At 66.6% G+C, this 22756-nt stretch carries 23 protein-coding genes and 1 tRNA gene; 10 read left to right on the top strand and 14 right to left on the bottom strand.

All coding sequences use genetic code 11. The features are described from left to right. Window positions 1-14: 14 nt before the first annotated feature. On the top strand, window positions 15-467 hold the full coding sequence (locus tag WC729_RS20190; RefSeq protein ID WP_372856135.1) for a DUF1003 domain-containing protein: 453 nt from the start codon (window positions 15-17) through the stop codon (window positions 465-467). Window positions 468-471: 4 nt separating this feature from the next. Here the strand turns inward: WC729_RS20190 and WC729_RS20185 are convergent, their stop codons facing one another. Further along, window positions 472-2571 (bottom strand): transglycosylase domain-containing protein, encoded by a 2100-nt coding sequence (locus tag WC729_RS20185; RefSeq protein ID WP_372856133.1) that lies wholly within the window; start codon window positions 2569-2571, stop codon window positions 472-474. 197 nt (window positions 2572-2768) lie between these two features. On the opposite strand from WC729_RS20185, the gene WC729_RS20180 reads away from it, so the two are divergent. Beyond that, a complete protein-coding gene (locus WC729_RS20180) occupies window positions 2769-3356 on the top strand; it encodes an NADPH-dependent FMN reductase (RefSeq protein ID WP_372856131.1) in 588 nt (195 codons plus the stop codon). Next, complete coding sequence (locus WC729_RS20175) at window positions 3349-3804, top strand: SRPBCC family protein (protein WP_372856129.1); 456 nt, start codon at window positions 3349-3351, stop codon at window positions 3802-3804. Before WC729_RS20180 ends, WC729_RS20175 begins: the two co-directional genes overlap by 8 nt. Window positions 3805-3810: 6 nt before the next feature. Here the strand turns inward: WC729_RS20175 and WC729_RS20170 are convergent, their stop codons facing one another. Together WC729_RS20170 and WC729_RS20165 are read right to left on the bottom strand one after the other, a co-directional pair. Further along, window positions 3811-4311, bottom strand: a complete 501-nt coding sequence (locus WC729_RS20170) for a hypothetical protein (RefSeq protein WP_372856127.1) — start codon at window positions 4309-4311, stop codon at window positions 3811-3813. A gap of 30 nt (window positions 4312-4341) precedes the next feature. After that, window positions 4342-5211, bottom strand: coding sequence for a 3-hydroxybutyryl-CoA dehydrogenase (locus WC729_RS20165; protein WP_372856125.1), 870 nt, complete (start codon window positions 5209-5211; stop codon window positions 4342-4344). 70 nt (window positions 5212-5281) lie between these two features. Here WC729_RS20165 and WC729_RS20160 point away from each other — a divergent pair, with 70 nt between their 5' ends. Continuing rightward, on the top strand, window positions 5282-6301 hold the full coding sequence (locus WC729_RS20160; protein WP_372856123.1) for a DUF1176 domain-containing protein: 1020 nt from the start codon (window positions 5282-5284) through the stop codon (window positions 6299-6301). A gap of 389 nt (window positions 6302-6690) precedes the next feature. Here WC729_RS20160 and egtD read toward each other — a convergent pair whose 3' ends face one another. Genes egtD through gluQRS form a run of 5 tightly spaced genes read right to left on the bottom strand, consistent with a single transcriptional unit; the run spans window position 6691 to window position 10705 of the window. After that, the gene (gene egtD / locus WC729_RS20155; RefSeq protein WP_372856121.1) at window positions 6691-7668 is read right to left on the bottom strand and encodes an L-histidine N(alpha)-methyltransferase; all 978 of its coding nucleotides are present in this window, start codon (window positions 7666-7668) and stop codon (window positions 6691-6693) included. 1 nt (window position 7669) lies between these two features. Continuing rightward, window positions 7670-8929, bottom strand: a complete 1260-nt coding sequence (egtB, locus tag WC729_RS20150; RefSeq protein WP_372856119.1) for an ergothioneine biosynthesis protein EgtB — start codon at window positions 8927-8929, stop codon at window positions 7670-7672. A 44-nt stretch (window positions 8930-8973) separates the two neighbouring features. After that, a complete protein-coding gene (locus tag WC729_RS20145; protein ID WP_372856639.1) occupies window positions 8974-9558 on the bottom strand; it encodes a cob(I)yrinic acid a,c-diamide adenosyltransferase in 585 nt (194 codons plus the stop codon). Window positions 9559-9562: 4 nt separating this feature from the next. After that, on the bottom strand, window positions 9563-9793 hold the full coding sequence (locus WC729_RS20140; protein ID WP_372856117.1) for a twin transmembrane helix small protein: 231 nt from the start codon (window positions 9791-9793) through the stop codon (window positions 9563-9565). Window positions 9794-9802: 9 nt separating this feature from the next. Beyond that, window positions 9803-10705 carry a tRNA glutamyl-Q(34) synthetase GluQRS gene (gene gluQRS, locus WC729_RS20135; protein ID WP_372856115.1) on the bottom strand — a complete coding sequence of 301 codons (903 nt, stop codon included), beginning with the start codon at window positions 10703-10705 and terminating at the stop codon, window positions 9803-9805. Between the two features lie 106 nt (window positions 10706-10811). On the opposite strand from gluQRS, the gene WC729_RS20130 reads away from it, so the two are divergent. Both WC729_RS20130 and ppc read left to right on the top strand, forming a co-directional pair. Continuing rightward, window positions 10812-11378: an HNH endonuclease gene (locus WC729_RS20130; protein WP_372856638.1), complete on the top strand. Its 567-nt coding sequence runs from the start codon at window positions 10812-10814 to the stop codon at window positions 11376-11378. 194 nt (window positions 11379-11572) lie between these two features. Further along, window positions 11573-14245: a phosphoenolpyruvate carboxylase gene (gene ppc, locus WC729_RS20125; protein ID WP_372856113.1), complete on the top strand. Its 2673-nt coding sequence runs from the start codon at window positions 11573-11575 to the stop codon at window positions 14243-14245. 148 nt (window positions 14246-14393) lie between these two features. On the opposite strand, the gene WC729_RS20120 is transcribed toward ppc, so the two are convergent. Both WC729_RS20120 and WC729_RS20115 read right to left on the bottom strand, forming a co-directional pair. After that, entirely contained in the window at window positions 14394-14783 is a 390-nt protein-coding gene (locus WC729_RS20120) for an acyl-CoA thioesterase (RefSeq protein WP_372856111.1), read from the bottom strand. Next, window positions 14783-16843 carry a S9 family peptidase gene (locus WC729_RS20115; RefSeq protein ID WP_372856109.1) on the bottom strand — a complete coding sequence of 687 codons (2061 nt, stop codon included), beginning with the start codon at window positions 16841-16843 and terminating at the stop codon, window positions 14783-14785. The genes WC729_RS20120 and WC729_RS20115 overlap by 1 nt, the downstream gene beginning before the upstream one ends. 80 nt (window positions 16844-16923) lie before the next feature. On the opposite strand from WC729_RS20115, the gene WC729_RS20110 reads away from it, so the two are divergent. After that, window positions 16924-18720 carry an aminopeptidase P family protein gene (locus WC729_RS20110; protein WP_372856107.1) on the top strand — a complete coding sequence of 599 codons (1797 nt, stop codon included), beginning with the start codon at window positions 16924-16926 and terminating at the stop codon, window positions 18718-18720. Window positions 18721-18723: 3 nt separating this feature from the next. Here WC729_RS20110 and WC729_RS20105 read toward each other — a convergent pair whose 3' ends face one another. Beyond that, window positions 18724-18864, bottom strand: coding sequence for a hypothetical protein (locus tag WC729_RS20105; protein WP_372856105.1), 141 nt, complete (start codon window positions 18862-18864; stop codon window positions 18724-18726). Window positions 18865-18962: 98 nt separating this feature from the next. Here WC729_RS20105 and WC729_RS20100 point away from each other — a divergent pair. The 3 genes from WC729_RS20100 to WC729_RS20090 all read left to right on the top strand — a co-directional run bounded on the left by WC729_RS20100 (window position 18963) and on the right by WC729_RS20090 (window position 20041). After that, window positions 18963-19037: transfer RNA gene (locus tag WC729_RS20100), tRNA-Thr, on the top strand. A 95-nt stretch (window positions 19038-19132) separates the two neighbouring features. Next, window positions 19133-19561, top strand: a complete 429-nt coding sequence (locus WC729_RS20095) for a YbaN family protein (RefSeq protein ID WP_372856103.1) — start codon at window positions 19133-19135, stop codon at window positions 19559-19561. A gap of 21 nt (window positions 19562-19582) precedes the next feature. Beyond that, window positions 19583-20041 carry a nuclear transport factor 2 family protein gene (locus tag WC729_RS20090; RefSeq protein ID WP_372856101.1) on the top strand — a complete coding sequence of 153 codons (459 nt, stop codon included), beginning with the start codon at window positions 19583-19585 and terminating at the stop codon, window positions 20039-20041. A gap of 3 nt (window positions 20042-20044) precedes the next feature. Here WC729_RS20090 and WC729_RS20085 read toward each other — a convergent pair whose 3' ends face one another. Genes WC729_RS20085 through WC729_RS20075 form a run of 3 tightly spaced genes read right to left on the bottom strand, consistent with a single transcriptional unit; the run spans window position 20045 to window position 22628 of the window. Further along, complete coding sequence (locus WC729_RS20085) at window positions 20045-20596, bottom strand: hypothetical protein (protein WP_372856099.1); 552 nt, start codon at window positions 20594-20596, stop codon at window positions 20045-20047. Continuing rightward, entirely contained in the window at window positions 20593-21948 is a 1356-nt protein-coding gene (locus WC729_RS20080) for a sensor histidine kinase (RefSeq protein ID WP_372856097.1), read from the bottom strand. The genes WC729_RS20085 and WC729_RS20080 overlap by 4 nt, the downstream gene beginning before the upstream one ends. Next, on the bottom strand, window positions 21945-22628 hold the full coding sequence (locus WC729_RS20075) for a response regulator transcription factor (RefSeq protein WP_372856095.1): 684 nt from the start codon (window positions 22626-22628) through the stop codon (window positions 21945-21947). Before WC729_RS20075 ends, WC729_RS20080 begins: the two co-directional genes overlap by 4 nt. Window positions 22629-22756 lie beyond the last annotated feature (128 nt).

Raw genomic sequence — 22756 nt, 5'->3', positions numbered from 1 at the left:
GAATGAGGTGAGCCATGAATACAGCGATCCGTTTTCTCGCGTCCTTTCGCCGCACCTCGACGGTGCGCGATTCGAACCAGCTGTTCGACGCGCATCTGACCTTTGGCGAGCGGCTTTCGGATCGGGTCGCCGCCATTGGCGGCTCATGGCGCTTCATCATCGCCTTCAGCCTGTTCCTGGTCGCATGGGCGGCGTTCAACACGCTCGTGCTCGCGACGCGGGCGTTCGATCCCTTTCCCTACATCTTCCTAAACCTGATGCTGTCGATGCTGGCCGCGCTGCAGGCGCCGGTCATCATGATGAGCCAGAATCGCCAGGCCGCGAAGGACCGGCTGGATGCGCGGCTCGACTATGAAACCAATCTGCGCTCCGAAAGCGAGATTGCGAGCCTGCACGAGAAGGTCGACGCGTTGCTCGCTCAGCTAGCGCGGCTGGATCCGGTGGACGCGGGGGAAACTACCCCCTGAACGCCTATTGCTCTTCATCCTCCGGGTCGCGCGGCGGGGCGCGGTCGTCGCGGCGGGGGCGGGGATCGCTGTCGTCGCGGTTCGATCGGTTGATCTCGATGCTGCCGTCGCGGCCGATATGGAGATTGAGGCCGAGGCCCTGGAGCTCGCCCTCGAGCGGCAGCGAGACCGCGTCGGGATCGATCGCGTTCTCGGCGTCCGGGTCGATCTCCTCAGCGGCCGGCTCGGCCGCATGGGCGGGGCCGACGCCGAGCGCTTGCTGCATGAAGTCGCGCCACACCCGGGCCGGAATGCCGCCACCCGACAGGCCGGGATTGGGCGTGTTGTCGTCATTGCCGACCCACACCCCGGTGACGAGCCCGCCGGCGAAGCCGAGGAACAGCGCGTCGCGATTGTCCTGGGTGGTGCCGGTCTTGCCATAGGTGTCGACCGACAAAGCCGCCTGGCGCCCGGTACCCGATTCAGCCGAGGCTGAGAGCAGGTCGAGCATGTCGTCGCGGATGCGGCCGGTCAGCGGGCGCGACCGGGTGGTCAGCGACGCGTACCAGCTCTGGTCGTGCACCTCCTCCAGCCCACGCGCAGCGACCGGGTAGGATTCGGCGGCGAAGGCGGCATAGGCCGAGGTCAGTTCGAGCAGCGACATGCTCGACGTGCCGAGCGCGATCGTCGCTTCGTTCGGGATCGGCGTGGTGATGCCGAGATCGCGCGCGGCCTTGATGACGTTCGCCACGCCAACCTTCTGGATCAGCCGCGCCGCTGCGACATTGCTCGACCTGGCAAAGGCCTGGCGCAGGGTGATCTCGCCGAGATAGCGGCCGTCCGAATTCTTGGGCGACCAGTCGGCGATGGTGATCGGCGAATCGTCGACCATCGAATCCGGGGTCATGCCGCTGCGCAGCGCCGCCAGATAGACGAACAGCTTGAAGGCCGAACCGGGCTGGCGCCTTGCCTGGGTGGCGCGGTTGAACGGGCTGTCGCGATAGGATTTGCCGCCGACCATGGCGACCACGCGGCCGTCGGGGCGCATTGCGATCAGCGCGATCTGGGCCTGGCGCAGGCCCGCGCGCTTGATCGAGCGTTCCGCCGCTTGCTGCAGGCGGCGATCGAGGGTCGTTTTCACCGTCGTCTCGGTGACGATCTCGCCGGCGCGGTCGCGTGCCTCGGGCAGGACCCAGTCGGCAAAATAGGTGCCGTCGGGCAGCGGCCTGATCCGGTCGACGGCGAGGCGCGCGGGGCGGACATCCTCGGCCGTCGCCTTGTCGATGAAGCCCGCCGCGGCCATGGCGCCGACCACCAGCTTCTGCCGGTCGCGCGCGCCCTTGAGGTTGACGGTCGGGGCAAGCTTCGACGGCGCCTTGACCAGCCCGGCGAGCATCGCCGCCTGGCCGATCGACAGTTCGTTCGGATCGCGGTTGAAATAATGCTTTGCCGCGGCGCTCAGGCCGTAGACATTGTCGCCGAAATAGACATTCGAGAGATAGCGCGAGAGAATCTCGTCCTTCGACAGCCATGCCTCGAGCCAGAAGGCGATCATCACTTCGCGGACCTTGCGCGCTGCCGTCCGGTCCGAATCGAGAAAGGCGTTCTTGGCGAGCTGCTGGGTGATGGTGCTGCCGCCCTCGCGCACCCGGCCCCGGCTCATATTGTGGACGAAGGCGCGGATGATGCCCTTGGGGTCGATGCCCCAATGCGAGCGGAAGCGCCGGTCCTCGATCGCGAGAAAGGCGTTGGTGACGTTCTTGGGCAGTTTCGCCGCATCGACCGGCGGCCCGATGATCGCCCCGCGCCGCGCGATCGGCGATCCGTCGTCGGCGAGCAGGGTGATGCTCGGTGGGGTCAGCGGCTTCAGCGACTGCGACAGCGGCGCGGTGATCGCGAGCCAGCCGACCGCCAGCACGAACAACAGGATCAGCACGCCGAGCCCGCGCATGATCCAGCGCCAGTAATTGCGCCGCTGCACCACGGGCAGGTTGGTCGTGTAGGGCTGCTGGGGCGCGTCCGGATAGTCGAAGCGGCCGGAATAGGCCGGTGGGGGCAAGCCCTCGGTCAGGTCCAGAGGGGATCTTCCCTGCGACGATGCGGGCTCGAATGGATAAGGACGCATGGCTCCTGTCAGTCCGTCCCCGGTTACGCCGCCCGGAGGTGTATTAGCGTGATATGACAGTTGCCGCAAGCGTTTGACATGGACGTCATCCTAGCAGGCGCCGCCCGGCCATGCGAGCGCCGACCATGAGGCATTGAGGCCGTACCATGCAGCGGCTATCTGCATATCGTGCAGCACCGCACCAGCAAGGATGCCGAATGACCGATATCGCCCCCGCCGCTACGCCCCTCGTCGTGGGGATCGGCGGCACGATCGGCGGCATCTCCTCGACCGAGCGGGCGCTACGCATCGCGCTCGACGCGGCGTGCAAGGAGGGCTTCCGCACGCGCATGTTCGGCGGCGCCGATATGGCGCGGCTGCCGCTCTACGACCCGCGTGCGACCGAACGCACCGAGCATGAGCGCGAGTTCGTCGACACCATCCGCCAGGCCTCGGCGCTGATCATCGCCAGCCCCGGCTATCACGGGAGCATCTCGGGCGTGGTCAAGAACGCGCTCGACCTGCTCGAGGAGACGGCGAAGGACGAACGGCCCTATCTGGCGGACATGCCGGTCGGGCTGATCGCGACCGCTTATGGCTGGCAGGCGACGGGCAGCACGATCGCGGCACTGCGGTCGATCGTCCATGCGCTGCGCGGCTGGCCGACGCCGTTCGCGGCGGCGATCAACACGCAGCTGACCAAGTTCGACGATGACGGCGGGAGCAGCGACCCCGCCGTGCATGAGCAGATTTGCCTGGTTGGCCGTCAGGTCGCGCGCTTCGCGCCGATTTCCCAAAGTGGGTGAAGGGATCCGCTGGCCGAAAGGCTTCGCGCCCGACGCGGCGCCGATCCATGTCGTCAACCGCATCGAGACCGGGACCGCGCCGGAGATCGTGTGGCGGCGGCTGATTCATGCGGCCGGCTGGCCGGCGATCTATGCCAATGCGAGCGATGTGGCGATCGAGGGCGGTGGTGCGGATCTGTTCGCTGAGGCGCGGTTCAGCTGGAAGACCTTCGGTGTCGCGCTCCGCAGCGAGGTGAAGGAGTTCGAGCCGGAGACGCGCATCGCGTGGGAGGCAGTGGGGATCGGGGTCACCGCCTATCATGCCTGGCTGATCGCCCCGACCGGGACGGGCTGCACGATCCTGACCGAGGAGACTCAATACGGGCTGGTCTCCCGGGTGGGGCGGCTGTTGTTCCCGACGCGGATGGAGCGCTGGCACCAGAAATGGCTGGAGGCGCTGGCCGCCTGAGCGGCGCTACTTCTTCTTCGGCCCGTAGCCGGCCTTGATCGCTTCGGCCGCCAGATCGTCGCTCGAGTCGACGATCTGGTCGACCCAGGCGCGGAAGGTCGCGCGCGGCATGCCGTCGACCAATCCACCCGCGGAATAGGCCAGGCGCTTGTCGTCGCGCGTCCAGACTTTGATCAGGTCATAGAGCGCGTTCATCTTGGCGACCCACTCGGCCGGGAGATCGGTAAGGTCCGAGAAAGAGCCGACCAGCACGATATAATGGCAATCCTTGCCGTCAGTGCAGCCGGCAAGGACCACGCCGAGCGTCTCGTTGGGGAGATGCAGCAGGCCCTCCACCGTGGTGGTGCCGGTGCCGAAGGCATCAGGCGCATAGCCCATCTCGCGCAACTGCTGCTCGAACTGTTTGGGATCCTTGACGCTGATCGCCGACTGCGCGGTCGCGATGCCGGGCAGGAAAAACAACGACATGGCAATCAAGGTGGCAGGCAAGGCGGCAGACAGGCGCATCATATTCCCCCCGGTAGGACGAGCCCGATCCTACCGCGTCGGAACGGGCTCGTCCCCCGAATAATCGTAGAAACCCCGGCCGGTCTTGCGGCCGAACCAGCCGGCTTCGACATATTTCACCAACAGCGGGGCCGGGCGGAATTTGGGGTCGCCGGTACCCTGGAACAGCACCCGGGTGATCTCCAGGCAGGTGTCGAGCCCGATGAAGTCGGCGAGGGTCAGGGGTCCCATCGGGTGGTTGAGACCGAGCTGGCAGGCGAGATCGATGTCGGGGATGGTCGCGACGCCCTCGCCGAGCGCGAAGCAGGCTTCGTTGAGCATCGGCATCAGCACGCGGTTGACGATGAAGCCGGGCGCGTCGTTGGCGCGCACCACTTTCTTGCCCAGCGCCTTCGCATAGTCCTCGACCAGTTTCACCGTCTCGTCCGAGGTGGCGAGACCGCGGATCAGCTCGATCAGGCCCATCACCGGCACGGGGTTGAAGAAATGCACGCCGACGAAGCGCTTCGGATCGGGCGAAGCCTGGGCCAGGCGGGTGATCGGGATCGACGAGGTGTTGGACGCAAGCACTGCCTGATGGCCGAGCACCTTGCCGACCTCGGCGAAGATCGAGCGCTTGATCTCCTCGCGCTCGGTCGCGGCCTCGATCACCAGACCGCAGGAGGACATGCCGTGCACGCCGTCGATCGGCTCGATCCGGGCCAGCGCCTGGTCGCGCGCGGCGGCGTCGATCTTCTCCTTGGTCACCAGCCGGTCGAGCGCCTTGGCGATGCCCGCCTTGCCGGCTTCGGCGCGCTCCTTCGAGACGTCGGTGAGCAGGACGTGGAAGCCCGCCTGCGCCGAGACCTGCGCGATGCCCGCGCCCATCTGCCCCGCTCCGATCACGCCTACCGTCTGCATTACCTGCTCTCCGAAAATCGATACCGCGCTGCTCCTATCGACTCGGACGCAGCTGGGCTAGGATGGTGGGATGATCGGATTGCTCTTTCTGTTTGCCGCGGCCGATGCCGTGACACCGCGCCCGACCCCCGGACCCAGCAAGACCTTCGGCGACTGGGCTGTCGCTTGCGACAATGTTCAGGTGTGCGAGATGACATCGCTGATCGCCGAGGACGAGGCGGCTGACGGCAGCGATTCGGGTGCTTCCTTCTCGATCGCGCGCGCAGCGGGCCCCGGCGGCGGATTCTTCTTCGAACTATCCACCAATGGCGGCGTCGCCGGGCCGGTATCGGTGCGGATCGACGGTAAGAGGATCGTCGACGGCATTGTCGCGAACGATGGCATGACGCTGGCCGGCGATGCCGCGGACCGGATCGTCGCGGCGATGGCCAATGGCAAAAGACTGACCTTGAACAAGAAGGCGGGGAAGGAGGTGGCGCACGCCTCTCTGTCGGGCTCTGCCGCCGCATTGCGTTTCATCGATGCCGAGCAGCATCGCGCGGGAACGGTAACGGCCGCTGTCGCCAAGGGCCCGAAGCCGGCAAGCGCGGTGCCGCCCGTCGCGGCATTGCCCAAAGTGTCTTCGATCGCGGCGTCGGGCGTCGCGGCGAAGGTCACGCCAGCCTTGATCAAGACGATGCGCACCTTGTCGGGGTGCGAAACCGAGGACGTGCAGAGCAGCGGTCCGGTCACCGGCAATGCGATCGGCGGGGGCAAGACGCTGGTGCTGCTGCCGTGCGGGGCGGGCGCTTATAATTTCTCGACCGTGCCGTTCGTCGTCACTGCGGGCAAGCCAGTCATCGCCCGCTTCGATTCGCCGCCCGGATGGACGGTGGCCGAGGGCACGCCGACTCTGGTCAATGCCGATTGGGACGCGAAGCTCGGGCGGCTCGGCAGCTACGAGAAAGCGCGTGGCCTAGGCGATTGCGGATCGAGCGAAACCTATGTCTGGGACGGGTCGATGTTCCGGCTGATCGAGGCGACGCAGATGGGCGAGTGCCGCGGGTCGATCAACTGGCTGACGATCTGGCGGGCGACGCCGGTTCGCTGACCTGTTCCGCCTGTTTTATCAGGCGGATTTTTTTCTTCACCTGTTATGTTGGATTTGGCGTTCGAATTTTTTCCGCTGTTTCAACGCGATAACCTGCTCCACCTGTTATTGGCAGAACAGGTGAATAACAGGTCGATAACAGGTGCCGGAACAGGTTCTGTTACGCATGCCGACGATGAGAAAGATCCAATACCGGTCGGCTGGGGCCGGCCGGTTGGACCAGGACATTAGCGTGTTTTCGGGGCAGTTGAATCGATGCGAGAACGACTCCACATGCGAACCCCTCCCGCTTGCGGGAGGGGCTAGGGGAGGGCCTGTCCTCCCCACCAGGCTTATCGATCGGGGACACGCCCTCCCCCAACCCCTCCCACAAGTGGGAGGGGAGCAGGTTACGGCGCGAACCGGGCCGGCTGCGCTTCGGCGAGGATCACCGCGAACAGGCCATCCGGGTCGGTCCATTCGGCGATCGGCGTCCAGCCGCCCGCGCGGAGCAGGATGCGGCCGTCGCGCTGGCCGTATTTGTGGCTGTTCTCGGTGTGGATCGTCTCGCCCGCCGCCATAGAGAAGGGACGGCCTTCGATGGTGAAGGCCATGTCCCGGGTCGCTTCGAGATGCATCTCGATCCGGGCGCGATCGTCGTTCCAGATCGCGCGATGGCGGAAAGCCTTGATCGGCAAGGTGCCGCCCACCTCGCGGTTGATCCGCTCGAGCAGGTTCATGTTGAAGGCGGCGGTCACGCCCTGCGCGTCGTCATAGGCGGAGACGAGGACCTGCTCGTCCTTGATCCGGTCCATGCCGATCAGCAGCATCGATCCCGTGCCGAGCGACGCCTTCATCGCGCGAAGCAGATCGACCGAGCTGTGCGGGATCATGTTGCCAATGGTCGATCCGGGAAAGAAGCCGAGCTTGGGCAGGTCGGCGACCGAGGCGGGCAGGGCGATCGGGCGGAGGAAGTCAGCCTCGACCGGCAGCACGGGCAGGCCGGGAAAGGCGGCGGCCAGGCCGGCCGAGGATTCGCGCAGGAAATCGCCGGAGATGTCGATCGGCACATAGGCGGCGGGGTTCACGCTGCGCAGCAGGATCGGCGTCTTGGTCGAAGAGCCCGAGCCGAACTCGACCACGGCGCGGCCTTCGCCAGCGAGTGTCGCGACTTCGGAACAGGCGCGGCGCAGGATCTCGGTCTCGGTGCGGGTCGGGTAATATTCGGGAAGCTCGGTGATCGCCTCGAACAGCTCCGAGCCGCGCCGGTCGTAGAACCAGCGCGCCGGGATGGCGCGGGGCCGGGTTTCGAAGCCGCGCAGCACGTCGGCGCGAAAGGCGGGGTCGGCCAACGTGAACTCGCCGTCCTCGATTTCCTGTTTCAGCATGTCAGAGATCCTTGGCCAGGCGCACGCCGGTGAACTGCCAGCGCTGGTGGGGATAGAAGAAATTGCGGTAGCTAGGGCGCGCATGGCCGCGCGGCGTGGCGCAGGAGCTGCCGCGCAGGACGAACTGCCCGCTCATGAACTTGCCATTATATTCGCCGACGGCGCCCTCGGCGGGTTTGAAGCCGGGATAGGGGCGATAGGCGCTGCCGGTCCATTCCCACACATCGCCGAAAAAGGCCGGGCCTTCGGTGGCCGGGCGCGGCTCGACCGGGCCTGCGCTATCGAGCTGGTTGCCGCCGGCGGCATCAAACGTAGCGGCAGCGGCCTCCCATTCGAACTCGGTCGGCAAGCGGGCACCGGCCCAGCTTGCATAGGCATCCGCCTCGTAGAAGCTCACATGCGTGACGGGCGCCGCGGGGTCGATCGGGCGGCGGCCGTCGAGGCCGAAACGCGTCCAGACGCCGTCCTGCTGTTCCCAGTAGAGCGGCGCCACGATCCCTTGCGCCTTCACCCAGGCCCAGCCGTCGGACAGCCAGTGGTGCGGATCGGCATAGCCGCCATCGGCGATGAACTGGCCCCATTCGCCATTAGTGACGGTGCGGTCGGCAATGGCGTGCGGGGTGAGCAGGCTTTTATGGCGTGGCCCTTCGCAATCGAAGGAGAAGCCGTCGCCGCCATGACCGATCTCGACGATCCCGGCCTTGCCCTCGATCCAGTTGATCGGGCCGGGCATCGCGACCGGGACCTTGCGCTCGGCCGGCCAGATCGCCGGTTCGAGCGGGTTCTGCGCCATGAGGTGGAGCATGTCGGTGACCAGCAGCTCCTGATGCTGCTCCTCATGATGGCAGCCGAGCATCAGCAGCGCGAGCGCCGCCTCGGGCAGATCGGGCAGCGCGGCGCTGATCGCGGTGTCGACATGGGTGCGATAGGCCAGCACCTCGGTGAGGCTGGGCCGGGTGATCATGCCGCGGCGCGCGCGGCTGTGGCGCTGGCCTTCGGCCTCGTAATAGCTGTTGAACAGGAAGGGGAAGCGTTCGTCATGGAGCGCATAGCCGGCGACGAAATCGCGCAGGATGAAGGTTTCAAGGAACCAGGTGGTGTGCGCCAGATGCCATTTGGCGGGCGACGCATCGTCCATCGACTGGACCGAGGCATCGGCGTCTGACAGTGGGGCAACCAGGGCCTCGGTCAACGCCCGCACCTTCGCGAAGCGCGTCGCAAGCGCGTCCGTCCTGGGTCGAGGCTTAGTCTTTGTTCGCATTCTGTTCCCTTTTTCCAGAACGCGCCGGCCAAAGTCAAGCCAGGCTACGGCCCTGTCGGGTCTCGGGACGCACCGGGAATCCACAGAACGTCGCCACCGGCATCTTTGTTCACCCGCCTCGCGGCGACGAACAAATAGTCGGACAGGCGGTTGAGATAGGAAAGCGCGAGCGGATTCAAAGGGACAATCTGCCCGGCGGCGACGGCAGTGCGCTCGGCGCGCCGGGTGATGGCCCGGGCGAGGTGAAGCGCGGCGGCGCCCGCGGTGCCCGCCGGCAGGATGAAACTCGTCAGTGGGGCAAGATCGGCGTTCATCGCGTCGATCTCCTCCTCGAGCCGCGCGACCTGTGCCGCCACGATCCTCAAGCTCATGTCGGAAGGGCTGAAATCCTCGCCCGGGGTGGCGAGATCGGCGCCGAGATCGAACAAATCATTCTGGATTCGCGTCAGCGCGGTCGCGTATCGGCCCGGCCCGAGCGCCGAGATCGCTACGCCGATCGCGCTGTTCGCCTCGTCGACATCGCCGATCGCGGCCATGCGCGGGTCGTTCTTGGGCACGCGCGATCCGTCGACCAGGCCGGTGGTGCCGCCGTCCCCGGTGCGGGTGTAGATCTTGTTGAGCTTGACCAGGGGGTCAGTTCTTCTGGGCGAGGAGCAGAATGATCGCCACCAGGGCGATCGCGATCGCCTGGAAGAAGATGCGGTACTGCATTGCCTTGTTCGACTTGAGGGCCGAGCTGCTCGGCCCCTTCTCTCCCTTCGCCTCGGCGCTCGCGCTCATCAGGAAGATCACGAGGCCGCGGACAAGCATCGCAACGGTCGCGAGCATCGCCGCAATCAGCAGGATGATGAGGAAGGTATTCATGGCCCTTATCTAGGCTTCCGAGGTACGAAAGCCAATGGGCAGGCGCCCGGCGCGCAGGTCGTCGGCCAGGGCGCGCCCATCGATGCCGGCACCACGCATCGCCTGCAGGGTCGGTGCCTTGTTGCGCTTGGCGAGGCGCGCGCCGCTATCGTCCGCGAGCAGGACATGGTGGCGGTAGATTGGGGTGGGCAGGCCAAGCAGCGCCTGGAGCAGTCGGTGGACATGCGTGGCGGCAAACAGATCGCCGCCGCGCACCACGTGAGTCACACCCTGCGCTGCATCGTCGATGGTGACGGCGAGATGATAGCTGGCCGGTGCATCCTTGCGGGCGAGGATCACGTCGCCGTGCATCTCGGGCCGGGCAACCACGTCGCCGGCAAGCTCGTCATGCCATATCAGCGGGCCATCGTGCCGGGCCTGATCCGGCATCTCCTCGGCTGCGGGATCGAGCATATCGAGCGCGCGGGCCAGGTCGAGCCGCCACGCATGTTCTTCGCCCGCGGTCCTCCGGGCGCGCTCGCTGTCCGCGATATGGCGGCAGGTGCCGGGATAGAGCGGCCCGGCATCGCCATGCGGGGCGGAGAGGCTCGCGGCGATTTCGGCGCGCGTGCAGAAACAGGGATAGAGCAGCCCCATCGCCTTCAGCCGCTCGATCGCCTCGCCATAGAGATCGAGCCGTTCCGACTGGAGCAGCACCGGCCCGTCCCAGTCGAGCCCGAGCCAGGCCAGGTCGCGCTCGATCGCGTCGATATAGTCGGACCGGCTGCGGGTGCCGTCGATATCCTCGATACGCAGCAGGAAGCGCCCACCTGCCCCTTTTGCGCGGTCGTGCGAAAGGATTGCCGACCAGGCGTGGCCGATGTGCAACAGCCCTGTAGGGCTGGGCGCGAATCGGGCGACGACGGAAGTCACCTGGGCATCAAACCGGCTCTTGACCGCGAGTCGCGGGCTGTGCTGTCATCACGGCGTCATCCTGATCGGCAATGGCCGCGCCCAGGAAGCAAAGGGGGTCGTTCGCGTGTACCATCCCGATCTGATCCGCCATCCGGACAGTTGCCCTGCGCTTGTGTTGAATGCCGATTATACGCCGCTCAGCTATTATCCGCTCAGCGTATGGCCGTGGCAGACCGCAATCAAGGCAGTGTTCCTCGACCGGGTCGACATCGTCGCCGAATATGAGCGCGAGGTGCGCAGCCCCAACCACAGGATCAAGCTGCCCTCGGTCATCGCGCTGAAATCCTATGTCCGGCCGAGCGCCTTTCCGGCGTTCACCCGGTTCAACCTGTTCCTGCGCGACAAGTTCGAATGCCAATATTGCGGGGCGGGCCATGACCTGACCTTCGACCATGTCGTGCCGCGCGCCCAGGGCGGGCGGACGACCTGGGAGAATGTCGTCACGGCCTGCGCGCCGTGCAATCTGAAGAAGGGCGGGCGGACGCCGAAACAGGCGGGCATGCCGCTGCACATCGGCGCGATCCGGCCGACCAGCTGGCATCTGCAGGAACATGGCCGGCGTTTCCCGCCCAATTATCTGCACGATACCTGGCATGACTGGCTGTACTGGGATGTCGAGCTGGAGGCTTGATTATTTCCCTCTCCCGGCGGGAGAGGGAGGGGCCCGCGCGAAGCGTGGGAGGGTGAGGGCGACCGGTTGCGCTCCTTACTCACCCTCACCCTCCCGCGCCTTCGGCGCTCCTTCCCTCTCCCGCTGGGAGAGGGACTTGGGATTCGGCTCGATCGTCGGTTGACCCCAGCTCTACCGCAATGCAGCATCGCGTCATGGCCGAACTCCCTTCCATCGCGAACAATCCCGACATCCGTTTCCTGGGCAAGCTGCTCGGCGACGTGATCCGCGCCTATGGTGGCGAGACCTTGTTCAAACGCACCGAATATATCCGCGCCGCCTCGGTCGACCGGCACCGCGGCATCACTGCGAAGGATGCGATCGATCTCGGGCTCGACCGGCTGAACCTGGACGAGACGCTCGATTTCGTGCGCGGGTTCATGCTGTTCTCGATGCTCGCCAATCTCGCCGAGGACCGGCAGGGCGTCGCTGCGGAAAAGGGGGCGGATGTCGAATCCGCGCTGAAGCGGCTGGCGGACGAGGGGATCGATCACGATGCCGTGATGGCGCTGCTCGACCATGCGCTGATCGCGCCGGTGCTGACCGCGCACCCGACCGAGGTGCGGCGCAAGAGCATGATCGACCATCGCAATCGCATCTCCGAGCTGATGACGCTCAAGGATGCCGGACTGGCCGAAACGCCGGAGGGCGATGCCGTCGACGAAGCGATCCTGCGGCAGATCGCGCTGCTCTGGCAGACGCGCGTGCTGCGCAAGGAGCGGCTGTTTGTCGCCGATGAGGTGGAGACTGCGCTCAGCTATCTGCGCGACGTGTTCCTGCCGGCGCTGCCGGCGCTCTACCAGCGCTGGGACCGGGCGCTGGGCGCACGCGCGCCGAGCTTTCTGCGGCCGGGCAGCTGGATCGGCGGGGATCGCGACGGCAATCCCTTCGTCACGGCGGAGTCGCTCAAGATCGCGCTGGCCAAGGCGTGCGAGGCAGTGCTCGGCCATTATCTCGACGCCGTGAATGCGCTGGGCGCGGAGCTGTCGATCTCGACCGGCATCACCGAGGCCGATGAAGGCGTGCAGGCGCTGGCCGAGGCAAGCGGCGACGCCGCGGCGAGCCGGGCGGACGAGCCCTATCGCCGCGCTCTGTCGGGCATTTATGCGCGGCTCGCGGCGACGCATCTCGCTCTGACCGGCAAGCCGGCGCCGCGCCCCGGTCCGCTGCACGGTGAGCCCTATGCCGATCCGCAGGCATTCCGCGCCGATCTGGTCACCATCGCGCGGGCCTTGCGCGGCGGCGGTGGGGCCCTGTCCTCCGGCGGGGCGCTGGGGCGGCTGATCCGGGCGGTCGAAACCTTCGGCTTCCATCTCGCCACACTCGACCTGCGGCAGAACAGCGCGGTGCTGGAGCGCGTGGTGGCGGAATTGCTCAAGGTATCGGGGGTCGAGGCGGACTATCTCGCGCTCGACGAGTCCCGGCGCGTGTCGCTGCTGCGGCACGAACTGTCCAATGCTCGACCATTGTCGAGCCCGTTCGCGACCTATTCGGACGAGACGGCGTCGGAGCTGGCGATCGTCCGGGCGGCGGCCGACGCGCATGCCAAATATGGCCCGGCCTGCATCACCCAGCATATCGTCTCGATGGCGCAGTCGGTGTCGGACCTGCTCGAGGTCAATGTGATGCTCAAGGAGGTCGGGCTCTACCGGCCGGGCGAAACGCCGAGCGCGGCGATCATGGCGGTGCCCCTGTTCGAGACGATCGGCGATCTGGAGGCGGCGCCGGGCATCATGACCGAGTGGTTCGCCCTGCCCGAGGCAGGGACGATCACGCGCGCGCGGGGCTTCCAGGAAGTGATGATCGGCTATTCGGATTCGAACAAGGACGGGGGCTATATCACCTCGACCTGGTCGCTCTCGAAGGCGTCGACAGCGCTCAAACCCGTGTTCGACGAGGCGGGCGTGGGCATGCAGCTCTTCCACGGCCGCGGCGGCGCGGTCGGGCGTGGCGGCGGGTCGGCCTTTGCCGCGATTCGGGCACAGCCGACGGGGACGGTGCAGGGCCGCATCCGCATCACCGAGCAGGGCGAAGTGATCGCCGGCAAATATGGCACGCGCGAGAGCGCGATGACCAATCTCGAGGCGATGGCGTCGGCCACCCTGCTCGCGAGTCTGGAGCCGGATGCGCTGTCACCGGCGGAGGCGGCGCGGTTCGGCGCGGCGATGGATGCGCTGTCGGGGAGTGCCTTCAAGGCCTATCGCGATCTGGTCTATGGCACCGAAGGCTTCCGCACCTTCTTCCGCCAGATGACGCCGATCGCAGAGATCTCGGGCCTGAAGATCGGATCGCGCCCGGCGAGCCGCACCAAATCCGACCGGATCGAGGACCTGCGCGCCATTCCCTGGGTGTTCAGTTGGGCGCAGGCACGGGTGATGCTGCCGGGCTGGTACGGCGTCGGCCAGGCGATCGCCGGGTTCGCGGACAAGGGTCTGCTGGCGGAGATGGCGCAGGGCTGGCCGTTCTTCGCCGCGACGCTCGACAATATGGAGCAGGTTATCGCCAAGTCCGATATGGACATTGCGGAACGCTATGCGGCGTTGGTCGAGGACCGGACGCTGGCGGACAAGGTATTCGGGGCGATCCGGGGCGGCTGGCAGCAGACGCATGACGGGCTGCTGGAGATCACCGGCCAGTCGCGATTGCTGGAGAAGCATCCGGCGCTCGACGCATCGATCCGGTTGCGCCTGCCCTATATCGAGCCGCTCAACCTGTTGCAGATCGAGCTGATGAAACGCCACCGCGCGGGAGAGACCGACGAACGGATCGGCGAGGGGATATTGCTGTCGATCAACGCGATCGCGACGGCGCTGCGGAATTCGGGCTGATAATTCCTCCCCCGGGAACCGGGGGAGGGGGACCAGCGAAGCTGGTGGAGGGGCTTGGAGCGCGGAACGCCTGCCCCGCGCTCCAAGCCCCTCCACCACCCGCTGAAGAAGCGGGCGGTCCCCCTCCCCGAGCAAGCTCGGGGAGGAATTAAGAAAGGAACGGCGCCGCCAGCTCCGGCCTCACTCGCAGCAACCGGCCCGTCGCCCGGTCGAGCAGCGCCCAGGTCGACACTGCCTCCACCTTCACCTTGCCGTCGGCGCCGGTGAATCGCACATGGCGATCGAAGCGGGCGCCCCGGGGCGGTTCGGGCACCCAGGTTTCACCCGTCACCGTCTCGCCCGGACCGACATTGCCGCGGTAATCGATCTCGTGTCGGGTCACGACCCAGATAAGGGTATCCTGTTGCTCGGCGGTCGCGATCGCTGCCCAATGCGCGACCGCGATGTCCTGGATCCACTTCACCCACACCGCATTGTTGACGTGGCCGAGCTCGTCGATATCGGCGTCGGTCGCGGTTTTGGTGAGCTTGAAGGGCATTACCCCTCCACGCCCATCTGCCACAGCACGAAGGCATGTTCTTCGGCTGCTTCGCGCAAGCTCTCGAACCGGCCCGATTTGCCGCCATGCCCTGCGCCCATATTGGTCTTGAGCAGCAGCAGATTGTCGTCGGTCTTGGTCGCGCGGAGCTTCGCCGCCCATTTGGCGGGCTCCCAATAGGTCACGCGCGGATCGTTCAGGCCGCCCGAGATGAACATCGGCGGATAGGCGTGCGCGGCGACCTGGTCATAGGGCGAATAGGAGCGGATCAGCTCGAACGCGGCCTTGTCCTCGATCGGGTTGCCCCATTCGGGCCATTCGCCCGGCGTCAGCGGCAGCTCCGCGTCGAGCATGGTGTTGAGCACATCGACGAACGGCACGTCGGCGATCACCGCGCCCCACAGCGCGGGGTCGCTATTGACCACCGCCCCCATCAGCTCACCGCCGGCGGAGCGGCCGGCGATGGCGATCTTGCCGGCGTTGGTCCAGCCGCCGGCGATCAGGCCCTTCGCCACATCGACGAAATCGTTGAAGGTGTTTTCGCGCTTCTCCAGCTTCCCATCGAGATACCATTGCTGGCCGAGATCGTCGCCGCCGCGGATATGCGCGATGGCATAGGCAAAACCGCGATCGAGCAGGCTCAGCCGCCCGGTCGAGAAGCCTGGCGGAATGGCATAGCCATAGGCGCCGTACGCATAGAGGAAGAGCGGGGCTGAGCCGTCCCTGGGGAAATCCTTCGGGTAGACGATCGACACCGGCACCTCGGTGCCGTCGCGGGCCGTGATCTTCAGCCGTTCGGTGCGGTATTTGTCGGCGTCGTAACCCGAGGGGATTTCCTGCACCTTGAGCGTGGTCAGGGTGCCGGTCGCGACGTCGTAATCATATTCGGTGCCCGGGGTGACCATGGATTCATAGCCGACGCGCAGCACGTCCATCGCATATTCGGGGTTGTTGCCGAGCCCGGCGTCATAGCTCGCCTCGGGGAAGACGATGCGTTGCGGCGGGAGCGACGAATCGTAGCGGTGGATCTCGATCTGATCGAGCCCGTCCTCGCGCCCGTCGACGATGAAGAAGTCGCGGAAACAGTCGACGCCAGTCATGTAGAAATGCGTCGACGGGCCGATCAGCTCGGACCATTCGCCTGGATTGTCGATCGACGCGGTGCAGAGGCGGAAGTTCGGATCCACGTCGTTGGTGTGGATGAAGAGCGTGCCGTCATGCTCGTCGACATCATATTCGCGGCCGACTTTCCGCGGCGAGACGCAGATCGGCGTGGCGAGGACATTGTCCGCGGGAAGCAGATAGACCTCGCTGGTCACATGATCGCCGCTGGCGATGACGATCCATTGGCGCGAGCTGGTCTCGCTGACGCCGACGCGGAAACCCTCGTCCGCTTCCTTGAACAGCTCGATATCGTCCGAGATCGGCGTGCCCAGCCTGTGTAGCCGGGCATTGTCGGTGCGCCATTGCTCGTTGGCGAGGCCGTAAAGGAAGCCGCTGTCGTCAGCGGTCCAGACGATCTCGGAGAGCATGCCGGGGATGACGTCGGGCAGATGCTCGCCGGTCTCGAGATTCTTGACGCGGACTTCGAACCGCTCCGAGCCATTGTCGTCGATCGCATAGGCGAGCAGCTTCGCATCGTTGCTGACCGAAAAGGCGCCGAGGCGGAAATATTCCTTGCCCTCGGCCAGCGCAGGCTCGTCGAGGATCAGCTGATCCGGCCCGCCGGCAACGGGCTTGCGCCACCATTTGCGATACTGGCCGCCGGTTTCGAACGCCGTCCAGTAGAGCCAGTCGCCATCCTTCTGCGGGACGGAGGAATCGTCTTCCTTGATCCGGCCCTTCATCTCTTCATACAGTCGGTCGGTCAGCGGCTTGTGCGGCGCCATCACTGCTTCGAAATAGGCATTCTCCGCCTCGAGATAGGCGAGCACTTGCTTGTCGGTGACCTCGGGATAGCCCGGGTCCTTGATCCAGGCATAGGGGTCTTCGATCGTGATGCCGTGCGTGGTGAAGCTGTGCGGACGGGTCTCGGCGACGGGAGGCTTTGGATCGGTCATGGCCCCCCATAGCGTCGGGGCCGAGCTTGTCGAAGCCCTGTTGTTTCCCGTACGCCTGCGCCCAGGAAACGGAGTCCCTCATGTCCAGCTACCAAGACCGCCTCGCCGCCCTTCGCGACCAACTGAAGCGCGACCGCCTCGACGGGTTCGTCGTGCCGCTGACCGACGAGCATATGAGCGAATATGTCGGCGCCTATGCGCAGCGCCTGGCCTGGCTGACCGGTTTCCAGGGATCGGCCGGCAGTGCGGTGGTGTTGCCCGAGGAAGCGGCGATCTTCACTGACGGGCGCTACACCCTGCAGGTGCGCGAGCAGGTCGACGGCAGGAACTGGGAATATGTCTCGGTGCCCGCGACGAGCATTTCGATGTGGCTGGGCGCGCATGCCGCGGCCGGCGCGCGGGTGGGTTACGATCCGTGGCTGCACACGCGCGGCTGGGTCGAGGAAGCGCGCAAGGCGCTGGCCGAGCGCGGGGCGGAGCTGGTCGCGGTCGACACCAATCCGGTCGACGCGGTGTGGCCCGACCGGCCGCAGCCATCCGACGCGAAGCTGGCAGTACAGGACGACGACCGCGCCGGGAAATCCTCGGCGGCAAAGCGCGCGGCGATCGCCGACTGGCTGGCCGAGCGCAAGGCGGACGCCGTGGTGCTCTCGGCGCTCGATTCGATTGCCTGGACCCTGAACGTGCGCGGGCAGGATGTGGCACATACGCCGGTCGCGTTGGCCTATGCGATTGTCGATGCCGACGGCACCGCCGACCTGTTCGTCGCGCCTGAGAAAGTGGGCGACGAGGTGCTGCAGCATCTCGGCAATGCCGTGCGTGTGCGGGACCGGTCCGAATTCGCCTCGGCGCTCGGTGCCTATGCCGGCAAGCGCGTCGCCGCCGATCCGGAGCGCGCGGTGTCGGCGATCTTCTCGCGGCTCGAGGCGGGCGGCGCGACGGTGCTGAGCTTCCGCGACCCGGTGGTGCTGGCCAAGGCGATGAAGAATCCGGTCGAGATCGCCGGGCACCGCGCCGCTTCGGTGCGCGACGGGGCGGCGCTGGCGCGGTTCCTGAAATGGGTCGAGGAGGAAGCGCCCAAGGGCGGGCAGACCGAACTCTCCTGCGTGGCGAAGCTGCAGGCATATCGCGAGGCGACCGGCGTGCTGCGCGACACCTCGTTCGACACCATCTCGGCGACCGGCGCGCACGGGGCGAGCCCGCATTACCATTCGACCCCCGAATCGAACGCGGCGCTCGAGCCTGGCCAGCTCTATCTGGTCGATTCGGGCGGGCAATATGCCGACGGCACCACCGATGTGACGCGCGTCCTGCCGATCGGCACGCCGAGCGAGGAGATGCGCGACCGCTTCACCCGGGTGCTCAAGGGGCATATCGGCCTTGCCACCGCGATCTTCCCGCAGGGTACCAATGGCGGCCAGCTCGATTCGTTCGCGCGCCGGCCGCTGTGGGAGGCGGGCCTTGATTTCGCGCATGGTACCGGCCACGGCGTCGGCGCCTATCTGGCAGTGCATGAAGGGCCGCAGCGCATCGCCAAGCCCAATTATCCGGGCGGCGGCCCGTCCGAGCCCCTGCGTGCCGGCATGATCATCTCGAACGAGCCGGGTTACTACAAGGCGGGCGAATACGGCATCCGTATCGAGAACCTCATCCTGGTCGAGGAGCGGCTCATCCCCGGCGGCGACGAGCCGATGCTGGGGTTCGAGACGCTGACCTTCTGCCCGATCGAGCGCTCGCTGATCGTGGCGGATCTGCTGACGGCGGCCGAGCGCGACTGGCTGAACGCCTATCACGCGAAGGTGCTGGAGATCCTCGGCCCGGCGATGAAGGGCGAGGAACTGGCGTGGCTCGAGGCGAAATGCGCGCCTATCGGCTAGGCCCTATCGGCCCGGATCGTCCTCGATCGATCCGGGACCGGGCGTGGGCGGCGTGTCGCTTGCCCGCGCCCGTGCCTTGCGCTTCCGCAGATTCTCGCGCAGCGCGGCGGCGAGGCGCGCCGCTTTCTCGTCCTTATCGGCCATAGCGCCTTATCCTGCGGCGGGTTCGCCTTGACAATCCCGCCGCCCTCGTCTCTTAGGCGCGCTCCGCCGATGGCCGTAAGGGCTCCCGGACCGGTAATGCTGCCGTAGCTCAGTGGTAGAGCGCATCCTTGGTAAGGCTGAGGTCGTGAGTTCAATCCTCACCGGCAGCACCATTTTCCCCTTTGATCTGTCGACCGCCCCTCAAGGGACCCCGCATATCGCACGCTTTGTTGCGAATGAATCGCAAGTCGCATAGCGTAGCGGCTCTATGAATTGGCGGACATGTGGTGTGAGTGAGCAGGAACCATCGCGACAGACCTCCGGCGCCTTGCGCATCGGATGGCTGCTGCTGGGATTCCTGTTCGTCGCGCTCGGCATCATCGGCGCGCTGCTGCCGCTGATGCCGACCACCATCTTCCTGATCCTGGCCGCGGGCTGTTTTGCACACTCGTCGCCGCGGCTCGAGGCAAAGCTGCTCGACCATCCCCGCTTCGGCCCGGGCCTGCGTGCGTGGCGCGCCGAGCGGGCAATTCCACGGCGGGGCAAGATCGCGGCGTGCATCGGCATGGCCGTCGGGCTCGCGCTGTTCGTGATCGGCGTTCATCCCGGTCTGCTCGTGCTGAGCCTGGTCTCGGCCGCGCTTCTGCTGTGTGCTGCCTGGATCCTGTCCCGCCCGACCGCGCGACATTCTTCATGATCGAACATTGGAGGACCTGTGATGACCCTTCGTTTCTTCGCGCTCTTGCTCGCCTGGGGGCTGATCGCCGCGCCGCCGGCTGCGGCCGGCCTGGCAATCCAGCAGGACGAGACCGCGCAGGCCGGGATCAGCAAGGCGATCGGTTTCTATTTCCAGGGCCATGCGACGGGCGACCCCGCGCATTTCCGCAAGGCCTTCCTGTCGACCGCGCATATCGAAGGCATCCGGAACGGGGTCTTCACCTCCTGGACGGTCGACGCCTATTGCGCCTTGTTCAAGGGAACGCCGGCGAGCGACGAAGCGACGCGGAAACGCACCATCGACGTCATCGATGTGTCGGGGAATTCAGCGATGGCCAAGGCGACGCTCGATCACGGCGCGACGATCTTCACTGACTATTTCGTGCTGCTGAAGGTCGATGGCGCATGGCGGATCGCAAACAAGGTCTATTTCGGCCAGCCGCGAGGCGCCAGGGGCTGAGGGTCAGTTGCTGACTAGGTAATAATGCGAGGGCCGGTCGCCCTGATTGACCAGCCGGATTTCGACCCGACGCGTGAACACCGGGAGCCAGCTGCACACCCCGCGCGGCGCCGCGACGTCCTGCGCGCAGATCGCCTCGCCCGGCGCGGTGACGCGCATCGCCAGCGTGCGGCCCGCCTCGGGGACGACCGAGACCATCGCCTTCTTGCCGGCGAGGAAAATCTGCTCGGTCGCGAGCGTCGCGCGCGGGGCGAGCACGCCCTGGCGATAGGCCGGGCCGAGCGCGCGGCCACGATAGGTTTCGGTCGCGTCCGATACGCCGCCCGCCCTGGCCAGGTCGCGCCAGCGGCTGGCGGCATTCTCCTCGCCCTCGGCCGGTTTGGCGCCAAGCAGGTCGAGCGTGCGCGCTGCCTCGGCCATGGCTTTCGGGTCGCCTGACTGTTCGGCGAGCGCGCCCTGGTGAAGCGCGTCCGCCACCCGCTGGACCGGGTCCGCGGACTCCTGCGCTGAGGCGACCACCGGCAACAGGATCAAAGCGAGCCAGCGGACGATCATTGGCCGCGCCCCTGCGGTACGAGCACGAATTCGGCACCGGGATCCGCGTCGTTGCAGCGGATCGACAGTCCGTGCCGCCCGGCGATGGCGCGAACCAGCGACAGGCCGAGGCCATGGCCATTGCCATAGCCGCCGCCGCGCTGGAATCGCTCGAAGATCCTCTCGCGCATCCCCTCAGGCACCCCCGGACCATTGTCGCGGACCAGGATACGCGGACCCTGCTCGATGATCAGGTCGATCCTGCCACCGTTGCCGACATATTTGAAGGCGTTGTCGAGCAGGTTGGAGAGCAAGCGCGTTAGCTGCATCGCATCGCCCATGATCGTCACATCGGGTGCGATCGCGGTCCGCAAATCGAGGCCGAATTCCTGCGCGCTGTCGGCGTAGAGATCGGCGACATCCTCGGCGAGTGCCGACAGGTCGATCCGCTCGAAGCCGGTGCGGTCGCCGATGCGCGCCTCGCTCGCCGCGATGTCGAGCAGCGAATCGAGCAGCTCGGCAATGCCGCGCGTCTCGCGCCGCGCGTTGCCCAGGGCCTCCACCAGCACTGGATCGACGCTGTGGTCGATCAGGCGGAGCAGCCGGCCGTCGAGATGCGCGAGCGGGGTGCGGATCTCATGCGCGACCTGGTCGGTCACCTCGCGTTGCGCCTCGATCAGCGCGGCGAGCCTCGCGACGAGATGATTGGCATGCTCGGCCAGCTCGCCCAGTTCGTCCGGGCGCTCGGCATCGGGAATGCTCCGGTGCAGTTCACCCTGCTCGATCGCGCGGAACGCATCGTTCACTGCATCGACTCGGCGGCGCAGGCGTGTTGCGGCGATCCAGGCCAGGCCGATCGCGGCGAGCAGGATCATCACGCCCGCCGCGGCGAAGGCGAGGCGGATGCGCGCGATCAGCGCCGTGCGGCCGCCATAGGGGCGCGCCGCGACGATGCGGAGTGCGGGAGACAATTGCGTGGCGCGGGCGAAGACGGGGGTGCCGTCGTCGAGCTCGATGAAGCGCGCCTCGCTATTCTCGGCGGAGAGCGTCGGCCAGTGCGCGATGTCGCCGGCGATCCGGTTGCCGCTCGCATCGGCGACGAGATAGCGGGCGCGGTCGCCGCCTTCGGTCCGCAGCGCCAGGCGGTCGCCGATGCGCGCAACCAGCTCGCGCTGCCCGCCGGTCGCATGGATATCGGCAAGCGCGGCGATCTCGACATCGACGCTGCGGCGGAGCGCGGCATCGCTCTCGCTCTCCACCACCCAGATCGTCACCAGGTACAGCAGCAGGATCGCCGCCAGCGCAAGCGCCGCGACGGCGAGCGCCCAGCGCGTGACGAGCGAGGTGCGGGCGCTCTGGACCTCGCCGATCAAGCCGCCACCAGTCGATAGCCGGTGCCCCAGATCGTCTCGAGCGCGGGCGTTTCGAACCCTTCCTCCAGCTTGCGTCGCAACCGCCCGACGCTGACGTCGATCACATTGGTCTGCGGATCGAAGGACAGGTTCCAGACATTGCGCAGCAGCATCTCGCGGGTCACGACTTCGCCGGCATTTTCCATGAAATAGCGGAAGAGCTTGAATTCCTTGGGGCTGAGCGGGATGTGCCGGCCTTGGCGGTGCGCGGTGCGCGCCTTCACATGGCACTCGAAATCCCCGAACAGGATCACCGCGCTATGCGCCATGCCGGCCGCGCGGCGATGCAGCGCACGGACGCGGGCGATCAGCTCGGGCGGATCGAACGGCTTGGCCATATAATCGTCGACTCCGGCATCGAGCCCCTCGATCCGGTTCTCGGCGCGGCCGAGCGCGGAGAGCATCAGCACCGGCGCTGCGACCCCGCTGTCACGGAGCCGTGCGACGATCTCGATTCCGCTCAGATCGGGCAGCATGCGATCGAGGATGACCACGTCGAACGGTTCGGCGGCAGCGCGCTTCAGCCCCTCCTCGCCACTGGCGGTCCAGGACAGGCGATTCCCTTCGGCCGCCATCATCCGGCTCACCTCCTCGGCGAGACGCACATCGTCTTCGACATACAGGATATTGAGACCTGTCATCACACTCGTTCCGCGCAACCCATCCCCCCTTCTAGCCCGGCGTGCCTTTCCTGCGCAGTGACAATGGCTGTTAGGAGTCGTTGTGCGCCCGCCGACCGGGGAATTGCAATCGCCCGCTCCGGACCTAA

This window comes from Sphingomonas sp. (assembly GCF_041661825.1).
In the GTDB taxonomy this organism is placed as follows: Bacteria; Pseudomonadota; Alphaproteobacteria; order Sphingomonadales; family Sphingomonadaceae; genus Sphingomonas.
Note: the sequence above shows the minus strand (reverse complement) of the source record. Positions and strands in the feature narration are given on the sequence as shown.